The organism is Fulvivirga sp. AWR4_260 (assembly GCF_056158185.1).
On the sequence record NZ_JBSWSU010000001.1, the window covers coordinates 493,070 to 515,572 of the forward strand.

General features: G+C 40.6%; 1 protein-coding gene. It reads right to left on the minus strand.

Annotation, left to right across the window (positions count from 1 at the left end):
- Positions 1-6 precede the first annotated feature (6 nt).
- A complete protein-coding gene (locus ACXACQ_RS02290; protein ID WP_474974302.1) occupies positions 7-22,497 on the minus strand; it encodes an amino acid adenylation domain-containing protein in 22,491 nt (7,496 codons plus the stop codon).
- Positions 22,498-22,503 lie beyond the last annotated feature (6 nt).

The window sequence follows — 22,503 nt, forward strand, 5'->3', positions numbered from 1 at the left end:
TTTAGTTTATAATTTCACCTCTAAATCATTGCACGCTGCTATCCATTCTTTGTTATATGGTTCATTAACAAGTGCAAAATGATCTGCTGGTGTTGTAATCACATGTATATTTTCAAAGTACTGATGCCACCCTGTAGAAGAACCTTCATCTCCCCAATCATCACCTTCTAGGTTGGAGTTGTCTCCTTCTACAAAGAGTATATTGGCATTTAACTTCTCCGCCATTTCATAACTGGCAGATGTGGATGCATAGAATACATCCCACATAGACTGTACTACCTCTTGAGGTATTATTTCCAGCACTTTATGCATGTAGTTGATTCTTACCAACTCACTTTGCTGGCGCATCTCGTCTACATAAGCTTCTACCTCCTCATTTGTGGCATTGGCTTTACTAAAGTTGAGCAACGCACGGAAATAAGTAGCTTGCTTGTCAGTTAATGATTGCTCTTTAAATGCAGAGAACGGATCAGTAAAGCAGTCTAGCAATATAACGTTACCCAGCTCGAAATCAGTAGTATTCATCTGCTTCAGCATTTCATATACCACAACTCCGGCATAGCTATGCCCTACAACGTTTACTTTTCCTTGTGGCGCAAGTGATTGTATCAACTTCAAGTTATGTTCTGCCATTTCAGGTATGGTGGTAGAAGGCTTGGCCTCTCCATACAAACCTTTCATTTGCAAACCATAAACAGGTCCGTCTCCAGGAAGCTGAACAGCCATACTGGCATAACCTTCTGTAGTTCCCATTGCTCCTGGTAAAACGACTGTTATGTCATTTCCATTGCCCTTTCTTAAATCAATAACTGATTGTGATAAGTTTTCTGAAGATTGTGAAGCTCCACTTGCCTCATCTATAAGCTGACTTAATGATTCTACCGTTGGGTTTCGCATCACATCAATCAACTGAATTTCTCTCACATCGAAAGCAAGGTTAAGCTTGTGCACAATCTTAATCATGGCCAAAGAATCTCCACCAAGTTCAAAGAAATCGTCACTTACCCCTACTTGATCGGTATTGAGCTGTTCTTGCCAAATTTGAGCTACCAACTTCTCAGTATCTGAAGATGGAGCTACATATTCGGTATTAGCAAAGGCCTCTGCACTAATAGCTGGCAACGCCTTTTTATCCACCTTACCATTGGCAGAAAGTGGTATTTCATCTATTTCTACAAATAATGAAGGCACCATGTAATCAGGTAAATATTCCTTGAGGAAAGCCTGAGTATCTTCTTTGTCAAATGTGCCTTTAGGAACTACATATGCTACTAACCTTTTATTACGGTTAGCATCTTCAGTAGTCATTACCAAACATTTATGAATAGATGGTGACTTTTGAAGCGTACTTTCTATTTCACCCAATTCTACTCTGAAACCATTTATTTTCACCTGACCGTCTAATCGTCCTAGGAAAACGATATATCCATCTGGGTGCGAATATCCCATGTCTCCAGTTCTGTAAAGGCTTTGTTGTAGCTCTTCACTATAGCTAAAGCTCGCATTGGTTTTTTCTGGGTCTTTGTGATAACCTTTAGCTACACCAATACCTCCAATATAGATATCTCCAGGAATATTAACAGGGCATGGCTCCTTGTTGGCATCGAGCACATACATAAATTGATTTCCAAGAGGATAACCATAAGGAATACTCTTCCATTCTGGATCTACTTCTTTTATAGGGTAATAAATTGACCAAATAGAACCCTCTGTGGCTCCCCCCATACTATAAATTTCGCTAGCAGGGTTAAGTGCTTTTATTCTATTTGGTAAGTCCAACGGAATCCAGTCACCACTCATCATATAAACTCTAAGTGATGCTATTCTATTTTCATTGGTTTCTTCCTGATGGTTTACTAATAAATTCACCAGCTGAGGTACAGAATTCCAAACCGTTACACCTTCTTGCTCTACATATTTGGTCCATAACTCAGGGCTGTGCCTTTCTTCTTCCATAGGCAATATCAATGCTGCACCGCAAGCAAAGGCACCAAAAATATCATAAACTGACAAGTCAAAGTTGAGGTCAGAGATACCAAATACCCTATCTTTTTCAGTGATATTATAGCGTGCATTAATATCAAATAAAGTGTTTACAGCACCTCTATGATCTATCATTACTCCTTTAGGTTTACCCGTAGAGCCTGAAGTGAATATGATATAAGCCAATTCCGTCTCCTCTACTTTTACTGACTTATGCGTTTTGCGCTCTTTAGCAAAAGTTTCTTCTTCTAGCGTTATGACCTGTAGCCCTTCTTTATTTTCTATCTTATCTAAATACTCTGGCTGAGCCAATACTATTGGAGCTTCAGTCTGCTCTATCAGCTCATTCATTCTATTTTCAGGAAGTCCACCTTTTACAGGAATGTAATGACCACCTGCCTTAAGAATACCCAGTACACCCCACACCTGCTCTAGGCCTTTATGAGCCACTATACAAACTGGCGCCTGTGCAGGAATGTTGGCCTTTTTTAAATGATTAGCCAACTGATTAGCCAATACATTTAATTCTTTATAGGTTACTCGTCTTTCACCACAAACCACAGCCAAGTTATTAGGCGTACGCTTCACCTGCTCGTCAAAAAGCTGGATCATCGTTTTCCCCTTAGGATAATCTACCGCTGACTGATTTCTCTCCACTAATAAATGATGTCTTTCAGCCTCTGGTAGCATTCTGTACTTTTGCAATGGTTGTTCTGCATCTTCAATAATACCATTGAGTAAAGTTTTATAATAAGCCAAATGCTTTTTAATAGTAGCATCAAAGAATAGGGCCTCATCGTATTTAATACCTAAGGTCAATTCTTTTTTGAAATCCTGAACTTCTAATGAATATACATAATCAGTCTCCTGATAGATTTCATTGTTCATTTCTACACTACCTTCTTCCTGACTACGATCCATTTCTGCAAAAATGTTTTGGTACAGATAGCAGATTTTAAAGATGGACTCTCTACCACTTGCCTTGTTCAGGTTCAGTGATGAAATCAGTTTAGGAAATGGATATGCCGCATGATCTATAGAATAAATGAAATCCTTCTTAATGTCTTTCATCAACGTTCTTAGATCTGTATCTCCACTTAACGAAGTACGTGTGGTAATCATGTTTACGAAATAACCAACCGTTTGCTCGTGTTCCTTTTTAGGTCTACCAGCTGTTGGTGATACCACTAATATATCTTCCTCTCCGGTGAGCTTGTGCACTAGCAGGTTAAATGCCCCTAATAATAATACTGACATATTCACATTTAATGCTTTGCATGCCTTTTTTAGTGCATCAACTTCTGTTTCAGACAGTGTAATCATTTCTCTGCCAATCTTTACTGAGGCTGAGTCCTTAGGCGCAGTAACATCACATGGCAATGAAATATCTGGTAACGAACCCGATAACTTATCTTTCCAGTAGCTAAACGCCTCTTTACCTTTATCTCCTTGAACAAATGCTTGCTCCCAGTCTACAAAACTGAAGTACGATAAATCTTCGGGACCGGTAATAATCTCCGTTTGATAACACTTCTCTGATAATGACTGAGCAAACTTACCAGTAGACATTCCATCAAAAATGATATGATGGATTACAAACAGTAAATAAGTTTTCTCCTGACTTTTATCGTGTCTAATAAATAACCTGATTAAACCTTCTTTTTCAAGATTGAAAGGTCTTCTCAGCAAACTCCAGAAATCTGCCTTTGCTTCACTTTCATTTTCTACCCATCCACTTTCTATAGACAAAGCTTCAGGAGCATGATATATTTTATGGAAAATGTTGCCTGACTCCACATCTCTCACAAAGCGAGCTTTAAGAGTAGGGTTCTCATCCATTACAGCATAAACGGCCTCAGCCAGTTTTTCATCACTCATGTTCCAATCGAGAGTGAATGAAACCGGCACATTATAATTGGTATTTTCAGGCTCTAACTGCTGGACAAAATACAGTCCTTTTTGCCCTTCAGATAATGGGAACAACCTACCATCTTCCTTCTTTGCAACCTCCACTGGCTTAGCCTGTGCTGGTCTAGAAGCATGGTTTATTACCCAAGCTTGTTCCACTATTTCGAAAAATTCACCTAGGGTATCCGCTACCAAAACTTGTCCCATTTTGATATCGAGCTCCAGAGTTTCATTAATTTCTCTTACAAACTGTATAAGCTTTACAGAATCGAAGTCATAGTCAACAGCCGTCAGTGATAAATCAAGATCAGACAACTTGATGTTGAATACGTGCTGCACCATCTTATCAAGCACTTTCTGGAATGAAACAGCCTCTACTTTCGCATCAGTATTAACCAAAGTTTTCGCCTCGTTTTGCTGAGGCAAGGTAGTTTTTACCTTCTTATTGTTCTTATCAGGCGCCTCAGCACCGGTGTATTCTTCTAAAATCACATGCCCGCTAATACCACCAATGGCGTAACTATTGACTGCCGCTCTTCTAGGTGCGTCAGCTGGCCATGGCTGTACCTCAGCCTTTAATATCATAGCATGGCCTGGCGCTATTTCTGAACTTACTTTATCAAGTCCAGGGATGCCAGGAATGGTTTCATTTTGAAATGCCTTCACCACTTTGAGCAATGAAGCCATACCCGAAGCCAACTCAGAATGACCAACGGTTGGTTTGATGCTGCTCACATGCCATTTTTTGTCGGGCTGAGAGCTTAGCTTTTGCAATGCCGCATTTACCGCTGAGAGTTCCACCGCATCTGCAGTAGGGTTAGCAATACCATGTAGCTCTACATAATCGATAGAAGCCGCATCAATTTCACTCACTGCCAGGCTACGTTTTACTACCTCTTTAATGCCTTTGCTACTCGGTGCATCCCAAGATATATTTTTACCTCCATGTACAAAGCTGGTACCTTTGATTACGGCCTGAATGGTATTTTTATCTTCTTTTGCATGTGCTAATGGTTTGATAATCATTAAACCAACACCTTCACTTCTCACAAAGCCACTGGCATTGTCAGAGAAGCTCTTCATTTCTCCATCAGCACTTATCAATTTGCCCAGATCATTCAACCCATTAAAGTCTGAATGAGAAGCCGCAATTACATTTACCCCACCTACAATGGCTTGATCGCATTCACCTAATCGAATGCTCTGAACTGCTTTATGAAGTGCGAGTAAAGAACCTGTGCAAGCGGCATCTAAAACTTCGCAAGGGCCCAGTAAATTGTACTCGTAAGATATTTTAGCGGCTATCATGGTAGCCATATTTTCAGAACTAAACTCTGCACTTCCACCACCTTCTACATCAATAGGAGGAATGGCTATGAATACGCCTGTTTTACTGCCTGAAAGATCTTTTCTACTGATATTATTATCAGTTAACATTCGGTTGAATACCCCAAACGTCAGTTGATAAGCTTTGCTTATTACGGGTATTTTATATCCTTCTGGCAAATAATCAAACACCACTTTTTCATCTATTTGATGTATGCCTGTTCCGTCATTTGACTTACCCAATTTCTTATTGGCAGCTACTTGCTCCCACAGTTCATCTACATCATTAGCTCCGGGAAACATTCCATCTGCAGCAATAATGGCAATATCTGCATTTTGAACAACCGGTGGTTGAACACTACTACCTACTGACTTCTGCTCTTCAGCTTTGGTAATGAACCTCCCGCCACGAGCATTTAAAACTTTTGGTGCAGCATTAACAGGTTGTGATGGCGTATCGTCTACCTCCACAGCCTCTGCAAACTTAGTTTGAAGCACTTCTTCGTGCTCCTCTATAATAAAATCAACTAGCCCATTAAGTGTAGGTTCGTTATACAGCACTGACATTTTAATATCTAAGCCATAATCTTCATTCAAGCATCTACTAAACTGAGCCAAGCCAATTGAATCCACTCCATAATCAGCCAAATCTTCATTGACATCTATCTGATCTACTGGCAGTTTCAATAACTCCGCCACAATATTTTGAACGCTACTTAGGAACTTAGTTTTTAATGCTGTAGCATCCAATGCCACTGTTTTAGTTACAGGTGTTACTACAGTAACTATTTCTTCTTCCTGCTCTTCAGCTTCGTTAGCTACCAAATTATGTTTAGCGGCTACATCTGCTGTATATTCTTCTACAAGGAAATTGGCCAATTCCTCCACAGTAGGGTAGTTATAGAAAACAGTTGGTTTAATATCTAACTCATAATAGTCATTGAGCTGCATACTAAACTTGGTAAGAGAAATAGAGTCAAAGCCATATTCACTTAAATCTTCTTCCGGATCTATAGAATCGGCAGGAATTTTCAACAATTCACCTGCAATCTCCTGAATGGTTGCAGTAACCATTTCCTCAAGTCTCATTGTATCAATACCTTCTAAAGAAGCTTTATCTACCGATTTCGCTTTAGGCTTTTCCTTCCTTTTTTGTTGTATGTTGCCATACAACACTACTGCCTGACTGGCTCCTGATTGAAGCAATTGCTCAAATGCACTAACACCTTCTGTTGTTGGTAAAGGAAGCACTTCTGCTTGATTAGCCATATTTGCTTCACTATTAGCATGGAACATACCACCATCTTTCCATAGTGGCCAGTTGATGCTAATGGTCTTACCAAATCTCTTTCCGTTTTGCTGTAAAGCATTTCTATAACGAGCAAAATTATCTAGGTAAGCATTGGCAAATGCGTAGTCCGATTGACCAACATTACCCATTACACCCGCCATAGAGGAGAATAAAGCTATAAAATCAAGATTTTCTAATTTTGTAACTTCATCAATTACTTTTATTGCTTCTATTTTAGGGGCAAAAACTGCTTCTACCTCAGCTTCTGATTTATTGATAATCCAGCTGTCTTTAATAACACCAGCGCTGTGTATGATGCCATTTATATGGCCATATTTCTGCTTCGTATCTGCTATCAGCTTACTTACTTGTGTTTTATCAGCAATATCACAAGTAATATACTCTGCTCCTGTTATAGTCTGTACCTTTCGTTTCTTATCCTGTGTAAGCTCGCTTCGACCTACTAAAACAGCTTTAGCACCTTTTTCACTAACATAGTCTGCGAAAATAAGCCCTAAACCGCCTGCTCCTCCTGTTATTATATAAGTGCCATTAGCATTAATAGTTACATGATCTTCTACTCCTGCATGTGATTTAAAATCTTTTACTTGACGGGCGCCATCCAAGTACCTTACTTCAGCACCTTCTGATTCTAATTCATTTTCAAGAATATCTGCAAGCTCATCTACAACTCCCAAATTAAGGCTGTCTACTGCAATGGTTTTGCCCACCACCTTCGGATTTTCAAGACCTGCAGTTTTTAATAAACCACTGATCATACCATAATCTTGATAATCATGACGGTCGTATACCACCATTATCTGGGTAGAAATATTAGCTTCTACAGCTGCCTTCACTTTTTCTTGAACAGTGGTGAAGTAGTCTAATTCACTTTGTGGTGAAATGCTCTCTACGGTAAGCTCGAGATTATCTTCTAATTGCTCCGCTAAAGCAGGGCCACCATTCACCAAAACGATGGTGGTCTCATCTGCTTGAGCCATAGTTTTTTCAGCTACTACCGGTGTCCAATCATAATCAAAAATGTTGGTAGTTGGCTGATCATCTTTTTTGGTAGATTTAGCAAATCCATCAATAGGAAGTACTACAAAATCTACAAAGCGAACCAGTACGATTCCGTTATTATCAATAAGGTCTACATCATAACTATTGTGTGCGCCAGCTACTCTACTACCTTCGCTGTTTCTTACATAAGCCCAGAAATTAGCAGTTAAAGGCTGATAAATATTAACTTCTTTAACACTAAATGGCAAGGAAAGCGTGGTAGCATTATGCGCAAAACCTAAGCCTATACAAGTTTGAAGTGCACTATCAAGGGCACCAGGATGTAATAAATATCCATGCTGATCTTCAATGGTAATTTTAGAAAGCGCTTCATTTTCATTGAAATAAATATGCTTAATGCCCCTAAAGCTCTTACCGTAGTCTAGCCCCATGGACTGGAACAACTCATAACAAGCCACTCCATTTTTCTCCCCTGACATTCTGGATTTGATATTATCTACATCCATTAATGCCGGTTTTGTCAAGACTTCTGTGCTTAGCTTACCTTGGCTGTGCAGCTGATCATTTTCTTCACCAGAATAAATGCTATAAATAACATCATCACCTTCAGCATGCAGACTTATATCTACTTTTTGCTCTCCATTAAAAGATAATGGTGCCAACCAGCTACCTTCTTTAATAGAGGTAATTTTTGATTCTAAAGATAATTCACCTGCAGCTCTGGCCATTTCTAGGTATCCAGTTCCTGGCATAATTACCTCTCCTTGCACCTTGTGGTCTCTTAGCACCTCCGTATCACCATTAAAGTGACTGGTAAACTTCTGTACATTAAGGTTAGAAGTATTAGTGTGCAATAAAGGATGCAGATAACTTACAGCATGAGAAGTTTTAGTCACCTGCTGCTCTTCTGGCAACCAGAATCGGTGCTTAGCAAAGGCATAAGTTGGCAGGCTGATCTTAGCTGGCTTTTGGTTGGCATAAAGTAAGTTCCAGTCAAACTGTACCCCTTTAACCCAAAGCTGAGCTAAAGCCTTGCTTTCTTTATTATTGATAGCATAATTAATATATGCTTGCCCTGCGCCTCCCTCTAATAATAAGTCGGCTCTATCCTTTTTAATGTTACCCACTAGGTGGTTTTCATCACCACTGATGAAAGAATTTAATTGGGCTTTAAGCTCATTAATATTACTGGCTACAATGGCTAAACGCTCGTCCATGGCCTCACGACCAACTTGCAAGGTATAAGCGATGTCATAAACATTGCTTTGAGGATTAGCATCAATATAGTCCACTAATTTTTCTACCTGATCATTAAGTCTATCAGCATTTTTAGCCGAAACCGGTATGATGGCAGGAGCTTGTTGGTTGAATGGATTTTTCTCGACAGCCACATATTCTTCCAATACCATATGCGAATTGGTGCCACTAAATCCAAAACTGCTGATTGCTGCTCTTCTTGGCGTGCTGCCAGCAGGCCATTCTTCCAACGCTTTTTGTATCTTGAATGGGCTATTTTCAAAATCAATAAGAGCATTATTCTCCTCATAGTTTAATGATGGAGGCAATTGCTTATGCTTAAAGGCAAGCATAATTTTAATAATACCCGTAATACCTGCTGCGGCAAGCGTATGACCAACGTTGGTCTTACTACTACCCAAACTACAGAACTGCTTTTTCTGTGTAAATGCTCCAAAAGAGCTATTTAACGCATCAAATTCAATAGGATCACCCAAGCTGGTACCAGTACCATGAGCCTCCACCATAGTGATGGTTTCTGGGTTGATCTTGAACTTGTTATAAACTTCTTTTTCTAATTCTTTCTGAGAGATAACGCTAGGTGCTGTTATACCATTTGAAGTACCATCCTGATTGGTAAGACTGGCTTTGATAACACCATAAATATGGTCTCCATCTCTTTCCGCATCAGCCAAACGTTTCATTACCACTACACCAACACCTTCACCAGGCACAAAACCATCTGCACGATGATCAAATGTATAACACTCTCCCGTTTGTGAAAGCATACCTGCACGGCCCGCCAAGGTATAAAAACCAGAAGTGGTCATTACGTTAACTCCACCAGTTATTACAAGGTCTGTATCACCTTTAATTAAACTAGTACAGCCTAGGTCCATGGCCACCAATGAGCTTGAACATGCAGTATCTAATGAAACTGCCGGCCCTTTTAAGTCTAGCAAATAAGAAATACGAGCAGCTAGAATAGCAATAGAGTTACCCCACATAGCAGATGGCTCTTTGCTGTTTCTCACATCGTAATCACTTGGCCCTACCCCTACGTAAACTCCACATTTAGATGATCGCAAAGACCTCGGGTTAATAGCCGCGTCTTCCACTGCCTTCCAGCAATGCTGCAAGAACAAACGTTGTTGTGGATCCATCATTTCAGCCTCAGTACCTGAAATTTTGAAAAACAATGGATCAAACTTATCTATATCGTTAAGGAAACTACCTCTTCTGCGCTTAGGCTGTCCCTTTCTTTCATCGTTAGGGTCAACATCATTCCACCGGTCAGCCGGTACATCTTCAATAAGGCTTCTTCCTTCGCTTAGTATTTTCCAATATTCATCCAGTGTATCAGCTGCACCAAACTGTCCGCTCATACCCACAATAGCAATATCTAATGTATCGGTATTGGCTTTTATATTTGGTGAACCATTGGCTACATTTCTATTTGCAAATCTTGACCTGCGCGTAACCGGAGCTGGAGTTGGTGTAACCATTTTCTCTTCTATCACCTCCTCTACCGGATCTGACTCCACAGGAATATCTAATTGATCGGCAAATGTCTCATGCACATAAGCTGCCAGCTGAGTAATGTTTGGATAATTGAAAATATCAATAGGTTTCAATTCTATACTCAATTCCTCGTTTACCTTTTGAACAAGGTTGGTACCCATAATGGAGTCGAAGCCATAATCCATAAACTGCTTATCTACATCGAATGATGCTTTTGGCAGTTTTATCAAATCAGCCGCCAAATTTTTAAGCGTATTGACTAACCAAGCCTCGCTAGCGCCTGAAGCTTTTTTAGTCTCCTGCTTCACAGCCACCGATGGTGCCTTTTCAGGTACCGCCTGTTCTACCTCCGCTTTAATGTAGCCATTGCTATAGCCTACAATAATTTGCTGAGATAATGTATCGCCCTCTGGGAATGAAGCATTTTTAACGAAACCTTTTTCGCTCATCACATGCTTCCATCCTTCTGCTGATAAGCCCGGACTTCCGTTGAGCCTGATTTCACGATCTTCATATAACCACCATCCATCTAAAAGACCGAAAGAAAGTGTAGTAAATAACTCAGTACGAGCTATTTCATTCATAATTAACAAACCATCCTTTTTCAGTAGGCCTTTAAGGTTGGCGACCGTTACGGCCATATTTTTTGTAGCATGCACCACATTGGCTCCCAACACGATGTCATAACTTCCCATTTCAAAACCCTGATGCCCTGGCCATTTTTCAATATCTAAAATGGCAGTTTGTAAATATGGTGCCATGGCACGATAATTCGTTTCTGCATACTGAAGGAAACTTTGAGAGAGGTCAGTATAAACATATTCTACCTGATCTTGATAGGCAGTAAGTAACCTGAAAAGCCCTTCACTGGTACCTCCTGTACCTGCTCCAACTTCCAGTATTCTCACTTTTTTACCCGATGTAAGATGAGGTACCGCTGCCGCTACACTTTTAGTGACTACAGAGCCTAGTAAAGCATTGAAGTAATCTGATTCAGGGTTATTCTTATATATACCGCTCACCAAATCCATGCTACCACCAGGGAACATAATATCTGTACCACGCACCTTGCCCACCAATATGTCGGCAAATGAACCTAAACAAGCGCGCATCAATGCGGTGTGTGCTTTGTATACCGGACTATCTACAGAAAGCTGTTGCATTTCAGCTTCCATATCAAAAGTAGCTATAGCCTGTTGTACCTGAGATGGTACGTGAATCTGATCGTTTTCTACTTTCAGGTAAGAAAGCTCTTCCAGTAAGTCAATCAACGTTTCGAACAATCGACTGAACTTAGGCTGAATGCCCAATGCTTTTTGTAAATCAGCTATAGTTTGACCAGGCTGCTGTTTTGTTTCCAGCCCCATGTTCAATAACACCTGTAGTATGCCTTTACCACAAAGTGCCTTGAAGGTAGTTTCTATTTCTTTATTAAACTCAAATGGCACATGAGCTGGCTCTTGTGGTGTTACAGCAGAAACTTCTGCCGCCCACTCAAGTTCGTAAGTTATATCTATTGGAGCTATGGCATCAATGGCTTGCTTTTGTAGTTTTATAGCCATTACCTGATCTTGACCATTGGCCAAAACAGTTTCTAACACCTTCATTCCTTCTTCTTCAGAAATACTACCGATTCCTGCGGCTTCCATACGCTGTCTGTATGCATCAGCAGATACAATACCGACTTCGCCCCAATACCCCCAGTTAATAATATGCGCATTAACATGATGCGAATTCAGGCTTTTAGCAAAGCTGTCTTTATAAGTACAACCTGCAGCATAATTAGACTGACCTGGGGCATTTAATATCCCTTGAGCAGAAGAATAGAAGCATACAAAATCTAAAGGTTCATTGATGAATGCGTCTATGAAATTATGGCTGGCCACTGATTTTGGATCAAAAGATTTTTTGAACTCTTTCTCGTCCATATTTCTTAACTGCATATCGTTAAGTACTATAGCTGAGTGGATCAGTCCATTAATTTCGTTTGCCTGCTGCTTAATTACTTGATATGCTTCAACTAATGCTTCTTTATTATTGGCATCGCACTGAACATAGATTGGTTTTACGCCTAAAGCAGCTAATTCATTTTGTGCTGCTTGTATATTTTCATCTGCGGCTCTTCTTCCTAACCAAAATACCTGTGCATTGTAATTTTTAATTAAGTAGGCAGTAGTAGTTTTTCCAATACCACCGGCACCACCAAGAATTACATAAACTCCGCCTTGCTTAAATTTGGTAGCTAATGATTCATTAAGCGACACAGGATTCATCTTTCTTTGATAGAAGAATCCATTTCTAAAACTGATTGGAGCCTCTTTCAACAATGGCGCAGCAAGTAATTTCTTAACCACTTCCTCACTCATTGATAAATCATCAATATCTATTCTATTTATACTCCATGTAGGTTGCTCTTGAACCATAGCACCGAGTAATCCTGCTATCCCACTTCCCAAAGGAGCTACCTCATCTGTAGGCATTACCTTCTGAGTTTTTAGCGTGTACGCAGTTACGGTGATATTTTTATTTTGATAGTCTAATGTTTGTAGTGCTTTTAAATCATTAAACACGGCCAATTCACTAGCACCCGGCATAGCATCTTCTGCCAAACCTTGCACAAAGTAAACATCTGAAATACCTTCAGGCAATTGCTCTATTGACGCTACTACTACAACCTCTGTAGAAGAACTTAAGACTTGCTGAAGTTGCTGAATGAATGCATTATCTGCACCTCCAGTTACTATTAATTGTTTTCCTGATTTATTTAGCGGTGTTGTTTCAGGCTTTAGCCTAGTCCATGATGGAGCATAGTAAATACCAGGGGCTTTATCTGCTGCCTTAGCAACACTACCAGCCACGATATGCTGCTTAGCCTGATCACTCAATGGAAGCGTTACAAAATTTTCGAAGCTGACCAATACCTCACCACTATCATTTAATAAATCAACATGATAGCCCGGACCATTTTCACTTTTACGAGCGTAACTCCAAACCTGAGCGGGTAACTCATGATAAACGCGTACCTCTCCCACACTGTATGGCAATGCTAAAGCAGCATCTCTCTGAGCATTCAGGTCTATAGTCATGCATGTTTGCAATGCACAATCTACTACACCAGGGCTTAAAACAAACCCTTCTTCGTGAGGAAGATTGATTCTGGAAAGTGCTTCTGTACTACTAAACGATACCTTTTCAATACCTTGGAAACTTCTTCCATACCTCAAGCCCATCTGCTGAAAAGCCTCATAACAAGCCTCCCGCCCTTTACTATGGGTAAGTCTGGCTTGTATGCCGTTAATATCCAAACGTGTAGGTGTTGGCAATGGCTGACTACTCAACCTACCGTAGCTGTGCACTTCTTCTTCTTCATTGCCTTCCGTATACACTTCGTACCCAACGTCATCGCCTTCTCCAAATAGACTAATATGTACTTTCTTAGGCTTGCCATTTACATGTATTGGACTCACCCACGATACATCCTGAATAGCATTAATCTTTTTACGCGTACTTCTTTCTCCAGCCTCACGAGCAAGCTCCAAATAAGCTGCTCCAGGAAGCAATTTTTCTTCTTGTACCCTATAGTCAGCTAAAAAGCTCTCTTTTCCGGTATATAAACTCGTGAACTTCTGCTCATTTAAATCAGACTCATTGCTGTGTAGCAAATGATGCAATTTATGCTCTGCTTTAAAAGTAAGCTGTCCTTCCTGAATATTAATCCAATACCTATCTTGCGCAAATGGATAAGTAGGAAGGCTCACTTTTGCTGGCTTATTAGCTTTGTAAAGTATATTCCAATTAATGTCGACACCTTTTATCCAAAGGTTAGCCAGTGCTGTATATTCTGCATTCTTAACTGCATCAGCAATAAACGCAATGCCTGCACTACTTTCAATATCGAAATCTGACTTTTCTTTTAAAGCGTTGCCCACAAACAGACCTTCATTCTCACCGTTTAGATAGGCATTTAATTGAGAAATAAGTTTTTGTTTGTCATCAGCAATTACGGCCAAACGCTCTTCCATCGGCTCGCGGCCTACCTGTAAAGTATAAGCCACATCATATAAACTGGCTGCGTCATTAGTCTCTAGATAGGCCAGTAAATTAGTCGCTTGCTGCTGTAGCCTGTCTATATTTTTAGCAGACAAAGTGATTAAAGCAGGCGCTGTAGATTGATAAGTTTGCTGATTTTTGGGCACATATTCTTGTATGATAATATGTGCATTACTACCACCAGCACCAAAACTACTCACCCCAGCAATACGCGGCTTACCAGCCTGTGGTGACCATGGCTCCAACTGCTGCTGTACTACAAACGGGCTGTCTTCAAAGTCTATATGAGGATTAAGCGTAGATGAATGTAGCGATGGCACCAACTGTTTGTGCTGCATCTGTAAAAGCACTTTGGTGATACCTGATACTGCTGCCGCAGATTCACAATGACCAATATTAGATTTTACAGAACCTATTTTACAGAATTGTTTTTTACCTGTAGCAAAAGCCTTGTTTAACCCTGCTATTTCAATAGGATCGCCCAAGCTAGTGCCTGTTCCATGCGCTTCTATGTAACTGATATCTTCTACTGCTACGCCAGATTTTTCTATGGCTGTTTTAATTACTTCAGCCTGCGCTTTAGGGTTAGGCACTGTGTAACCATTGGTTTTTCCTCCATGGTTTAATGCAGAACCTTTAATAACGCCATATATTCTGTCTCCATCGGCCTCTGCTTGGCTGAGCCTTTTGAGCATAACCGTACCCACACCTTCACCAGGCACATAACCTTCGCCACCTTCACCAAAACTTTCACATCGGCCAGCAGCAGAAACGAACCTTCCCTGGCTTAGCATTACATATTTATTAGGATGCACGCTGATATTTACACCTCCGGCAATAGCAGCATCAGCCTCACCCAAGTGTATATCTTTACATGCTAAATGTATGGCTGTTAAAGAAGACGAACACATGGTATCCACCGCCATGCTAGGCCCGTGGAAGTTAAAGAAATAAGAAGCTCTGTTGGCAATGCTACTAGATATACCTGCAGGGTTTACATAATTCCCTTTCATGGTTTCTTCTGCACCAAAGAGCTGATACTCTTCGTACATCACCCCTGCATAAATGCCCACTTTCCCGCCAAGTACACCTACTTCTCTGTCTCCTTGTAAGTCTGCTCTGGTATAACCGGCATCCTCTATAGTTTCCCATACTGACTGTAAGAATAAGCGCTCCTGAGGATCCATCAACTCCGCCTCACGGGGAGAAATATTGAAAAACAAAGGATCGAACTTATCAATATCTGATAAGAAACCTCCCCATTTGCTATAACTCTTACCTTCCTTACCTTTTTCCGGGCTATAAAATTCTTCTACGCCCCATCTGTCTTTAGGAATTTCTACAATGCTATCTTTTCCGTTTTTGAGGTTTTCCCAAAACTCGTTCAGGTTTTTAGCGCCAGGGTATCGGCCACTAACACCTACAATGGCAATATCTTCAAACTGTATGTTAGAACCCGAAATTTTAGCCGAAGCAGAGGCAGTATTTCTTGACCTTCTTCTCCTTTCACTTTTTGCCGGTACAGCCACCTGCACCTCTTCTACTTTTCTCACCTCAGCCTTGCCTGCATTTGTTAACTCCTCTAAACGAGCAGTATGCTCAGCGAGGAAATAATCCGTTAGCTCCGCTAAAGTCTGATATTCAAAAAATAAGGTTCTTGGTATTTTATAAAACGCCTCCTCTAGCCTGCTACTCAGCTTCATAATAGAAACTGAATCAATGCCATACTTCTCAAAAGGCGCTTTAGGCTCTATTTTATTTTCAGCAATCTTAAGTTCATCCGCTACTAAAGCTTTTAAGTATTTAGTAGCAGCTTCTTTTAAATCGTTACTAACATTTACTTCAGTCGCAACAGCCGTATGCTTCGCCTCGGCTTCTTCTGCTTCAAAAAGTGAAGCCACTTTTTCAGTTCCATAAGCTACTACTACTTGATTACTGCCAGCATTTAATGAAGCTTCAAAGGCTTTAACACCTTCATGCTCAGGCATAGGCACCAAGCCAAAAAGCTTTTGCATCATTTGCTCACTTTCTACTTCTACCTGCATGCCTCCCTCTCGCCATAGTGGCCAGTTGATACTAACCGTAACGCCACTGCGTTTTCCTGCCTGCACCAAGTTATTTCTATGGGCAGCAAACATATCCATATATGCATTTCCAGAAGCATAATCCGCCTGACCAATATTGCCAGAAACACCTGCTAATGACGAGAAGTAAGCGACAAAATCAAGGTCTAGATCTTTAGTAGCTTTATCCAGATGCTTCACTCCGCTAACTTTAGGAGCCAAAACCTGCGTTATTTCTTCATTAGATTTTTTAGAAATCAGGTTGTCTTTGATAACACCCGCACTATGGATAATTCCATTGATATGCCCGAATTGCTGTGTTACTTCATTTACTAGGCGTTGTACATCAGCTTGATCAGCTACATCGCAAATGTGATAATGAGCATTATTAATGGCTGATAATTGCTCTTTTTTATCCTTATTTAAAGCACTTCTCCCTGTAAGGATAGTAGTGGCTTTATAATTTTCGCTGAGGTATTTTGCAAAGATTAGCCCCAGGCCTCCCAAGCCTCCAGTTATTAAGTAAACGCCATTGTTAACAATTGGATGGTTTGAAGAGGCCGTCATTGGGCTGAAAGATTTTACTTCTCTACCTTCAGCAGTATATCGCACTTCTTTATCTGCAGTAAGTAATTCAGTTTGTAGCAAACGGGAAATCTCCTCTACCTTATTTACCGACAAACGCTCAATTCCTACTATTTTACCTGTGATCTTCGGACTTTCCTGATTGGCCGATTTAAGAAGCCCGGAAATAAATCCATGGTCTAGATATTCTTCATTACTACAAAGGACTACAAAATTTGCAGCCTTTTTAGCTTCAATTTTTTGTTTTACCTCATTGAATAAGGATATAAAATAATCTGCTTCGGTATCTTTTCTAATGAATGTTACTTCAGTACCGATTTTTTCACTGAGCTGTTCTGCCAACTCTGCCGAGCCTCCGGCAAGAATTACAGCAGGTTCAGCACTTTGCTGTGATGGATTGGCTGATTGGGCTACCCACTTTTCAGTATAATAATGCGTAGCAACTTCAGGAACAGAAGTAGTGAAGTTATCTGCCGGCACAACCATGAAATTGTTCAACAGTACTAGTACTTCACCTTGCTCATTCAATATTTCTATGTCGTAGCTATTGAAGGCATCAGTCTTAGGGGCACTACTCTTTCTTACATAACTGAACACTTTGCCTGACAGCGGAGCAAATATTTGCAATTGCTCAATAGAAAATGGCAGCGCCAATTGCTGTTGGCCATTGGCTAAACCAATACCTACACTTGCCTGAATAGCAGCATCTAAAATACCGGGATTGAGCTCATAGGCAGCATCCTTTTCTAATTCAATAGCGGCAAAAGCTTCTTCGGTATTATAATATAATTCCTGAATACCTTTAAAAGTGCTGCCATAGTTTAGACCAGCTTGCGCAAATTTTTGGTAACACTCATCACCTGAAATAGAAGATGAAAAGCTAGACACTAATCTGTCCACATCTCTTTTTTGAGGGGACTGTATGATTTGCGTTCCTACTTTACCTTGGCTATGCAATACTTCTTCACCACCATGTATCGTATAAATATCAAACGCAATACCTTCATCTTCAAAAAGGCTGATGTGTAGTTTTTGCTCACCATCGACCTTTAACGGATTAATAAATTCAAGATCTGAGATGGTAGTCACATGCTCTTGCAATGACAGTGCTGCTGCCGCACGCGCCATTTCTGCGTAGGCTGCTCCTGGCAACATTTTCACGCCTTGCACCTGATGATCTTCTAAGAAAACCTCCTGACCATTGAAAGTGCTGGTAAATTGCTGTTCTTGCATGCTGGAGCTATTAACATGCACCAAAGGATGTAGCTTGGCCACACCATTGGCCACACTGCCTTCAGCAATAGGCACCCAGTAACTTTCCTGAGCAAAAGGATAAGTAGGTAAACTAATTTTTTGAGGTTTTCCTGTGGTATACAGTAGGCTCCAATCAATATCTACACCTTTTACCCAAAGCTGAATTAAAGATTCTCCCTCCTTATTTTCTATGGCATAGTTGATATAGGCGCGCCCTGCTCCACCTTTTAAGGTGAAATCAGACTGCTCATTAAAAGCATTTCCCACATAAACATCTTCCGTATTTCCTGTAAGATAAGCTTCGAGCTTACTTACCAAATCTTCCTTACTTTCTGCTACAAATGCTAAACGCTCATCCATTGCCTCTCTTCCCACTTGCAGTGTATAAGCAATATCAAAAAGATTCAGGTCTGGTGTATTGTCAACAAACACCTTCAAGTTTTTTACCTGCTCTTGAAGTCTTTCTTTATTCTGAGCAGATAGCAGTATAATAGCATCACCATCATGCGAATAAGCAGGAGACGGAGTCTTTACATATTCCTGAATCAGAATGTGTGCATTGCTACCTCCTGCGCCAAAACCGCTGATACCTGCAATTCTAGGTTCGTTATTTTCGGTGTCCCACGTTTCTAATGTTTGCTGAACAACAAACGGAGACTTTTCAAATTTAATATTCGGGTTTAATGTGGCCGAATGTAAAGAAGGCACCAATTGCTGATGCTTTAACTGAAGCAATACTTTAGTAACTCCAGAAATACCAGCTGCAGACTCACAATGACCTATGTTAGATTTAACCGACCCGATTTTGCAAAATTGCTTTTTGTCGGTGCCGAAAGCCTTAGTTAGCCCAGTGATTTCTATAGGATCACCCAAGCTAGTACCTGTTCCATGTGCTTCTATATAGCTGATTTTTTCAGCATCTATACCTGCTTTGTCAATGGCGGCTTTAATCACAGAAGTCTGCGCTTTAGGATTAGGCACCGTATAACCGTTAGTTTTACCACCGTGATTTAGGGCTGTAGCTTTTATCACACCATATATTTGGTCTCCATCGGCCTCCGCCTGACTTAAAGGCTTGAGCAGCACCGCTCCTACACCTTCACCTGGCACATAACCTTCTCCTCCTTCGCCAAAACTCTCACATTTTCCTGCTGCGGAAACAAATCTTCCTTGGCTAAGCATGAGGTATTTATTGGGATGAACGCTAAGATTAACCCCACCGGCAATAGCGACCTCACAATGACCATTGTGTATAGCTTCACAGGCCAAGTGGATAGCGGTAAGGGATGAAGAACACATGGTATCCAATGCCATGCTAGGCCCATGGAAATTGAAGAAATAGGAAACACGGTTAGCAATACTGGCAATACTTGAACCAGGAGTAACGAAATTGCCCTTCATGCGCTCTTCAGCACCAAACATGGGGTATTCCTCATACATAACACCCGCATAAACGCCTACACGGCCACCCAAATCTGCCTTATCCTTTTTACTGCCTTGCAGACTGTTTCGAGTATAACCTGCATCTTCTATAGTTTCCCAAACGGTTTGAATAAATAAACGCTCTTGAGGGTCCATCAATTCGGCCTCACGTGGAGAGATATTGAAGAATAATGGATCGAATTTATCAATATCTGACAGGAATCCGCCCCACTTGCTATAGCTCTTGCCTGCTTTCCCTTTTTCAGGGCTAAAGAAACTTTCTACATCCCATCGATCAGCAGGAATTTCAGTGATACTATCTTTCCCTGATTTCAGGTTTTCCCAAAATTCTGACAGATTTTTGGCCTGCGGGTATTTGCCTCCCAAACCAATGATGGCAATATCTTCTTCATTAACTGTTCTTTTAGCAGGGGCGGTTTTAATTTCTTCTGCAGGAACAGCATCCTTTATAGGATTCACAACCGGTGCTGGTGCTTGTTGCACTGGCGATACCTTTTGATTTAAACCTGTTAATTCTCTCAGTTTATCGGGTTGCTCTTCAGTAAAATAATCTGTAAGCTCGCCCAGTGTTTGACATTCAAAAAACAATGTCCTTGGCACCTCATCAAAAATCTTTTCTAACCTGGTAATCAGTTTCATAATCAGGATAGAATCAATACCAAACTTCTCGAAAGGCGTATCGGTTTTAAGCTTAGCTTCTGAAATGCGAATTTCTTCGGCCAACACTTTTCTTATAAATGCTAATGAAGCCTGATAAAGCGCTTCATCGGCAACGCCTTCTGTTGAAGTTCCTTTCTTAGATGAAACTTGAGTTTCGTCAAAAAGCGAAAGAATTTTACTATTTCCATAAGCTACAACACCTTGCGTTAAGCCACTTATCAGCAACTGCTCAAAGGCAGCCACGCCAGCTTCGGTTGGTAATGAAGATAACCCGGTCTGATTTTTCACATACGCTTCAGTAGCAGCATCTACATGCATACCACCTTCTTGCCACAGTGGCCAATTGATACTTAATGTATGACCATTCTTAATGCCGTTCGCTACCTCTACATTTCTTGCTTCAGCATAATTATCTAAAAATGTATTAGCAGCAGCATAATCAGACTGCGCTACATTACCTGTAGCAGAAGCAATAGAAGAGAAAAACACCATAAAGTCTAAGGCTTCATTTTTAGTTGCCTCATCCAGATTTTTAGCTCCTGCTATTTTAGGGGCAAAAACCTGATGTATCTCCTCACTCGTTTTTTTATGAATTAAACTATCTCTGAGCACTCCAGCACTGTGGATAATACCGTTGATAGCTCCTATCTCTTTTTTTATGGTAGTTATTAGTTGATCAACCGCAGTTTTATCACTTACATCGCAACTATAATAGGTGACTCCGTGCTTAGCAATTATAGCTTTTATGGCTTCATCTTCAGCGTTTCTTCTTCCCGTAACTACTACTTTTACATTAGCTTTTTGCTTCAGCCAATTAGCAAAAATAAGCCCTAAACCACCAGCACCACCTGTTACCAGATATACGCCTCCATCCTTAACTGGCATGTTAGTAGCAGCTTGCAAACGCACTTCATCGAAAGATTTAACTAACCTTTCTTGTGCATCATATTTCACCTCCAAGGCATCATCTTGAAGTTCTGCTTCTATTATTTCCGAAAGCTCATCAAGTTCGGTGATTGACAAAGATGACACGGCAAGCACTTTACCCGAAAATTTGGGCATTTCTTGCTGGGCTGATTTGAAAAGCCCACTTACAAAACCGTAGTGTAAATAGTTATCATGCGAAGTGACCACCACTACTTTTGCGGGCATTTTTCCATATGCCTTTACTTGCTCTAAAACAGTAGAAAAGTAAACCACTTCATCCTCTTGAAGTAATGCATCAACCTGCACCTCCAAAGAAGCTTGCAACTGCTCTGCCAACTCTGCTGTGCCTCCGGCCAAAATCACTAACTTCTGCTGTTCATTTTGGCTAGTGCCAATTTCTTTTTTATTCCAAACTGGTTGAAATATATAAGTGCTCTCCACCTCTGATGCAGCAGCACCAACTGTTAATACTACAAAATTGATAATACTAATAATAACCTCTCCGCTATGGTTGAGCAACTGAATATCATAGCTATTGAACTTATCATTACTTTTACCTCTGGCACTCTTAGTGACATATGCCCATACATTTTCGGGCAATTCTTTATGGACTTGCATCTCCCCAATGCTAAAAGGCAGTGCCAGCCCTTTGTTACCATTACCTAAATTAATTCCTATACCTGCCTGCAGAGCACTATCTAACAACCCCGGATTCAACTCAAACCCCGGTTGCCCAGAGAGACTTATCTCTGCTAAAGATTCCTCAGCAGAATAATATAAATTTTTTATCCCTCGAAAAGCGCTACCATACTGCAATCCCAATTCATGAAATAGTGCATAAAAGTCATCTCCCTGCATGTTATGCGTAAGCCTTTCCTTTATGGCTGCAATATTTACATCAGCTACCGTTGTCAGCGCATCGGTAGAAAGGTTACCCTGACTATGCACCATCTTACCTGCATCATCAGAATAAGCTTCAAACGATGGACCATTATCTCCATTAAATAAACGAACCTGCATTTTGCGGGGCGTACCGTTCACTCTCAATGGGTTAAGCCATGCTATATTTTTAATAGAAGTTATTTTATCTCCAAGAATGTATTTCCCGGCTACTCTGGCTAGTTCCAGATAAGCCACTCCCGGAAGCACTTTTTCTCCATTGACTTTATGATCAGACAAAAAGAATTCTTCACCTGTGTAAGTACTCGAAAATTGTTGCTCTTTCATTTTCTT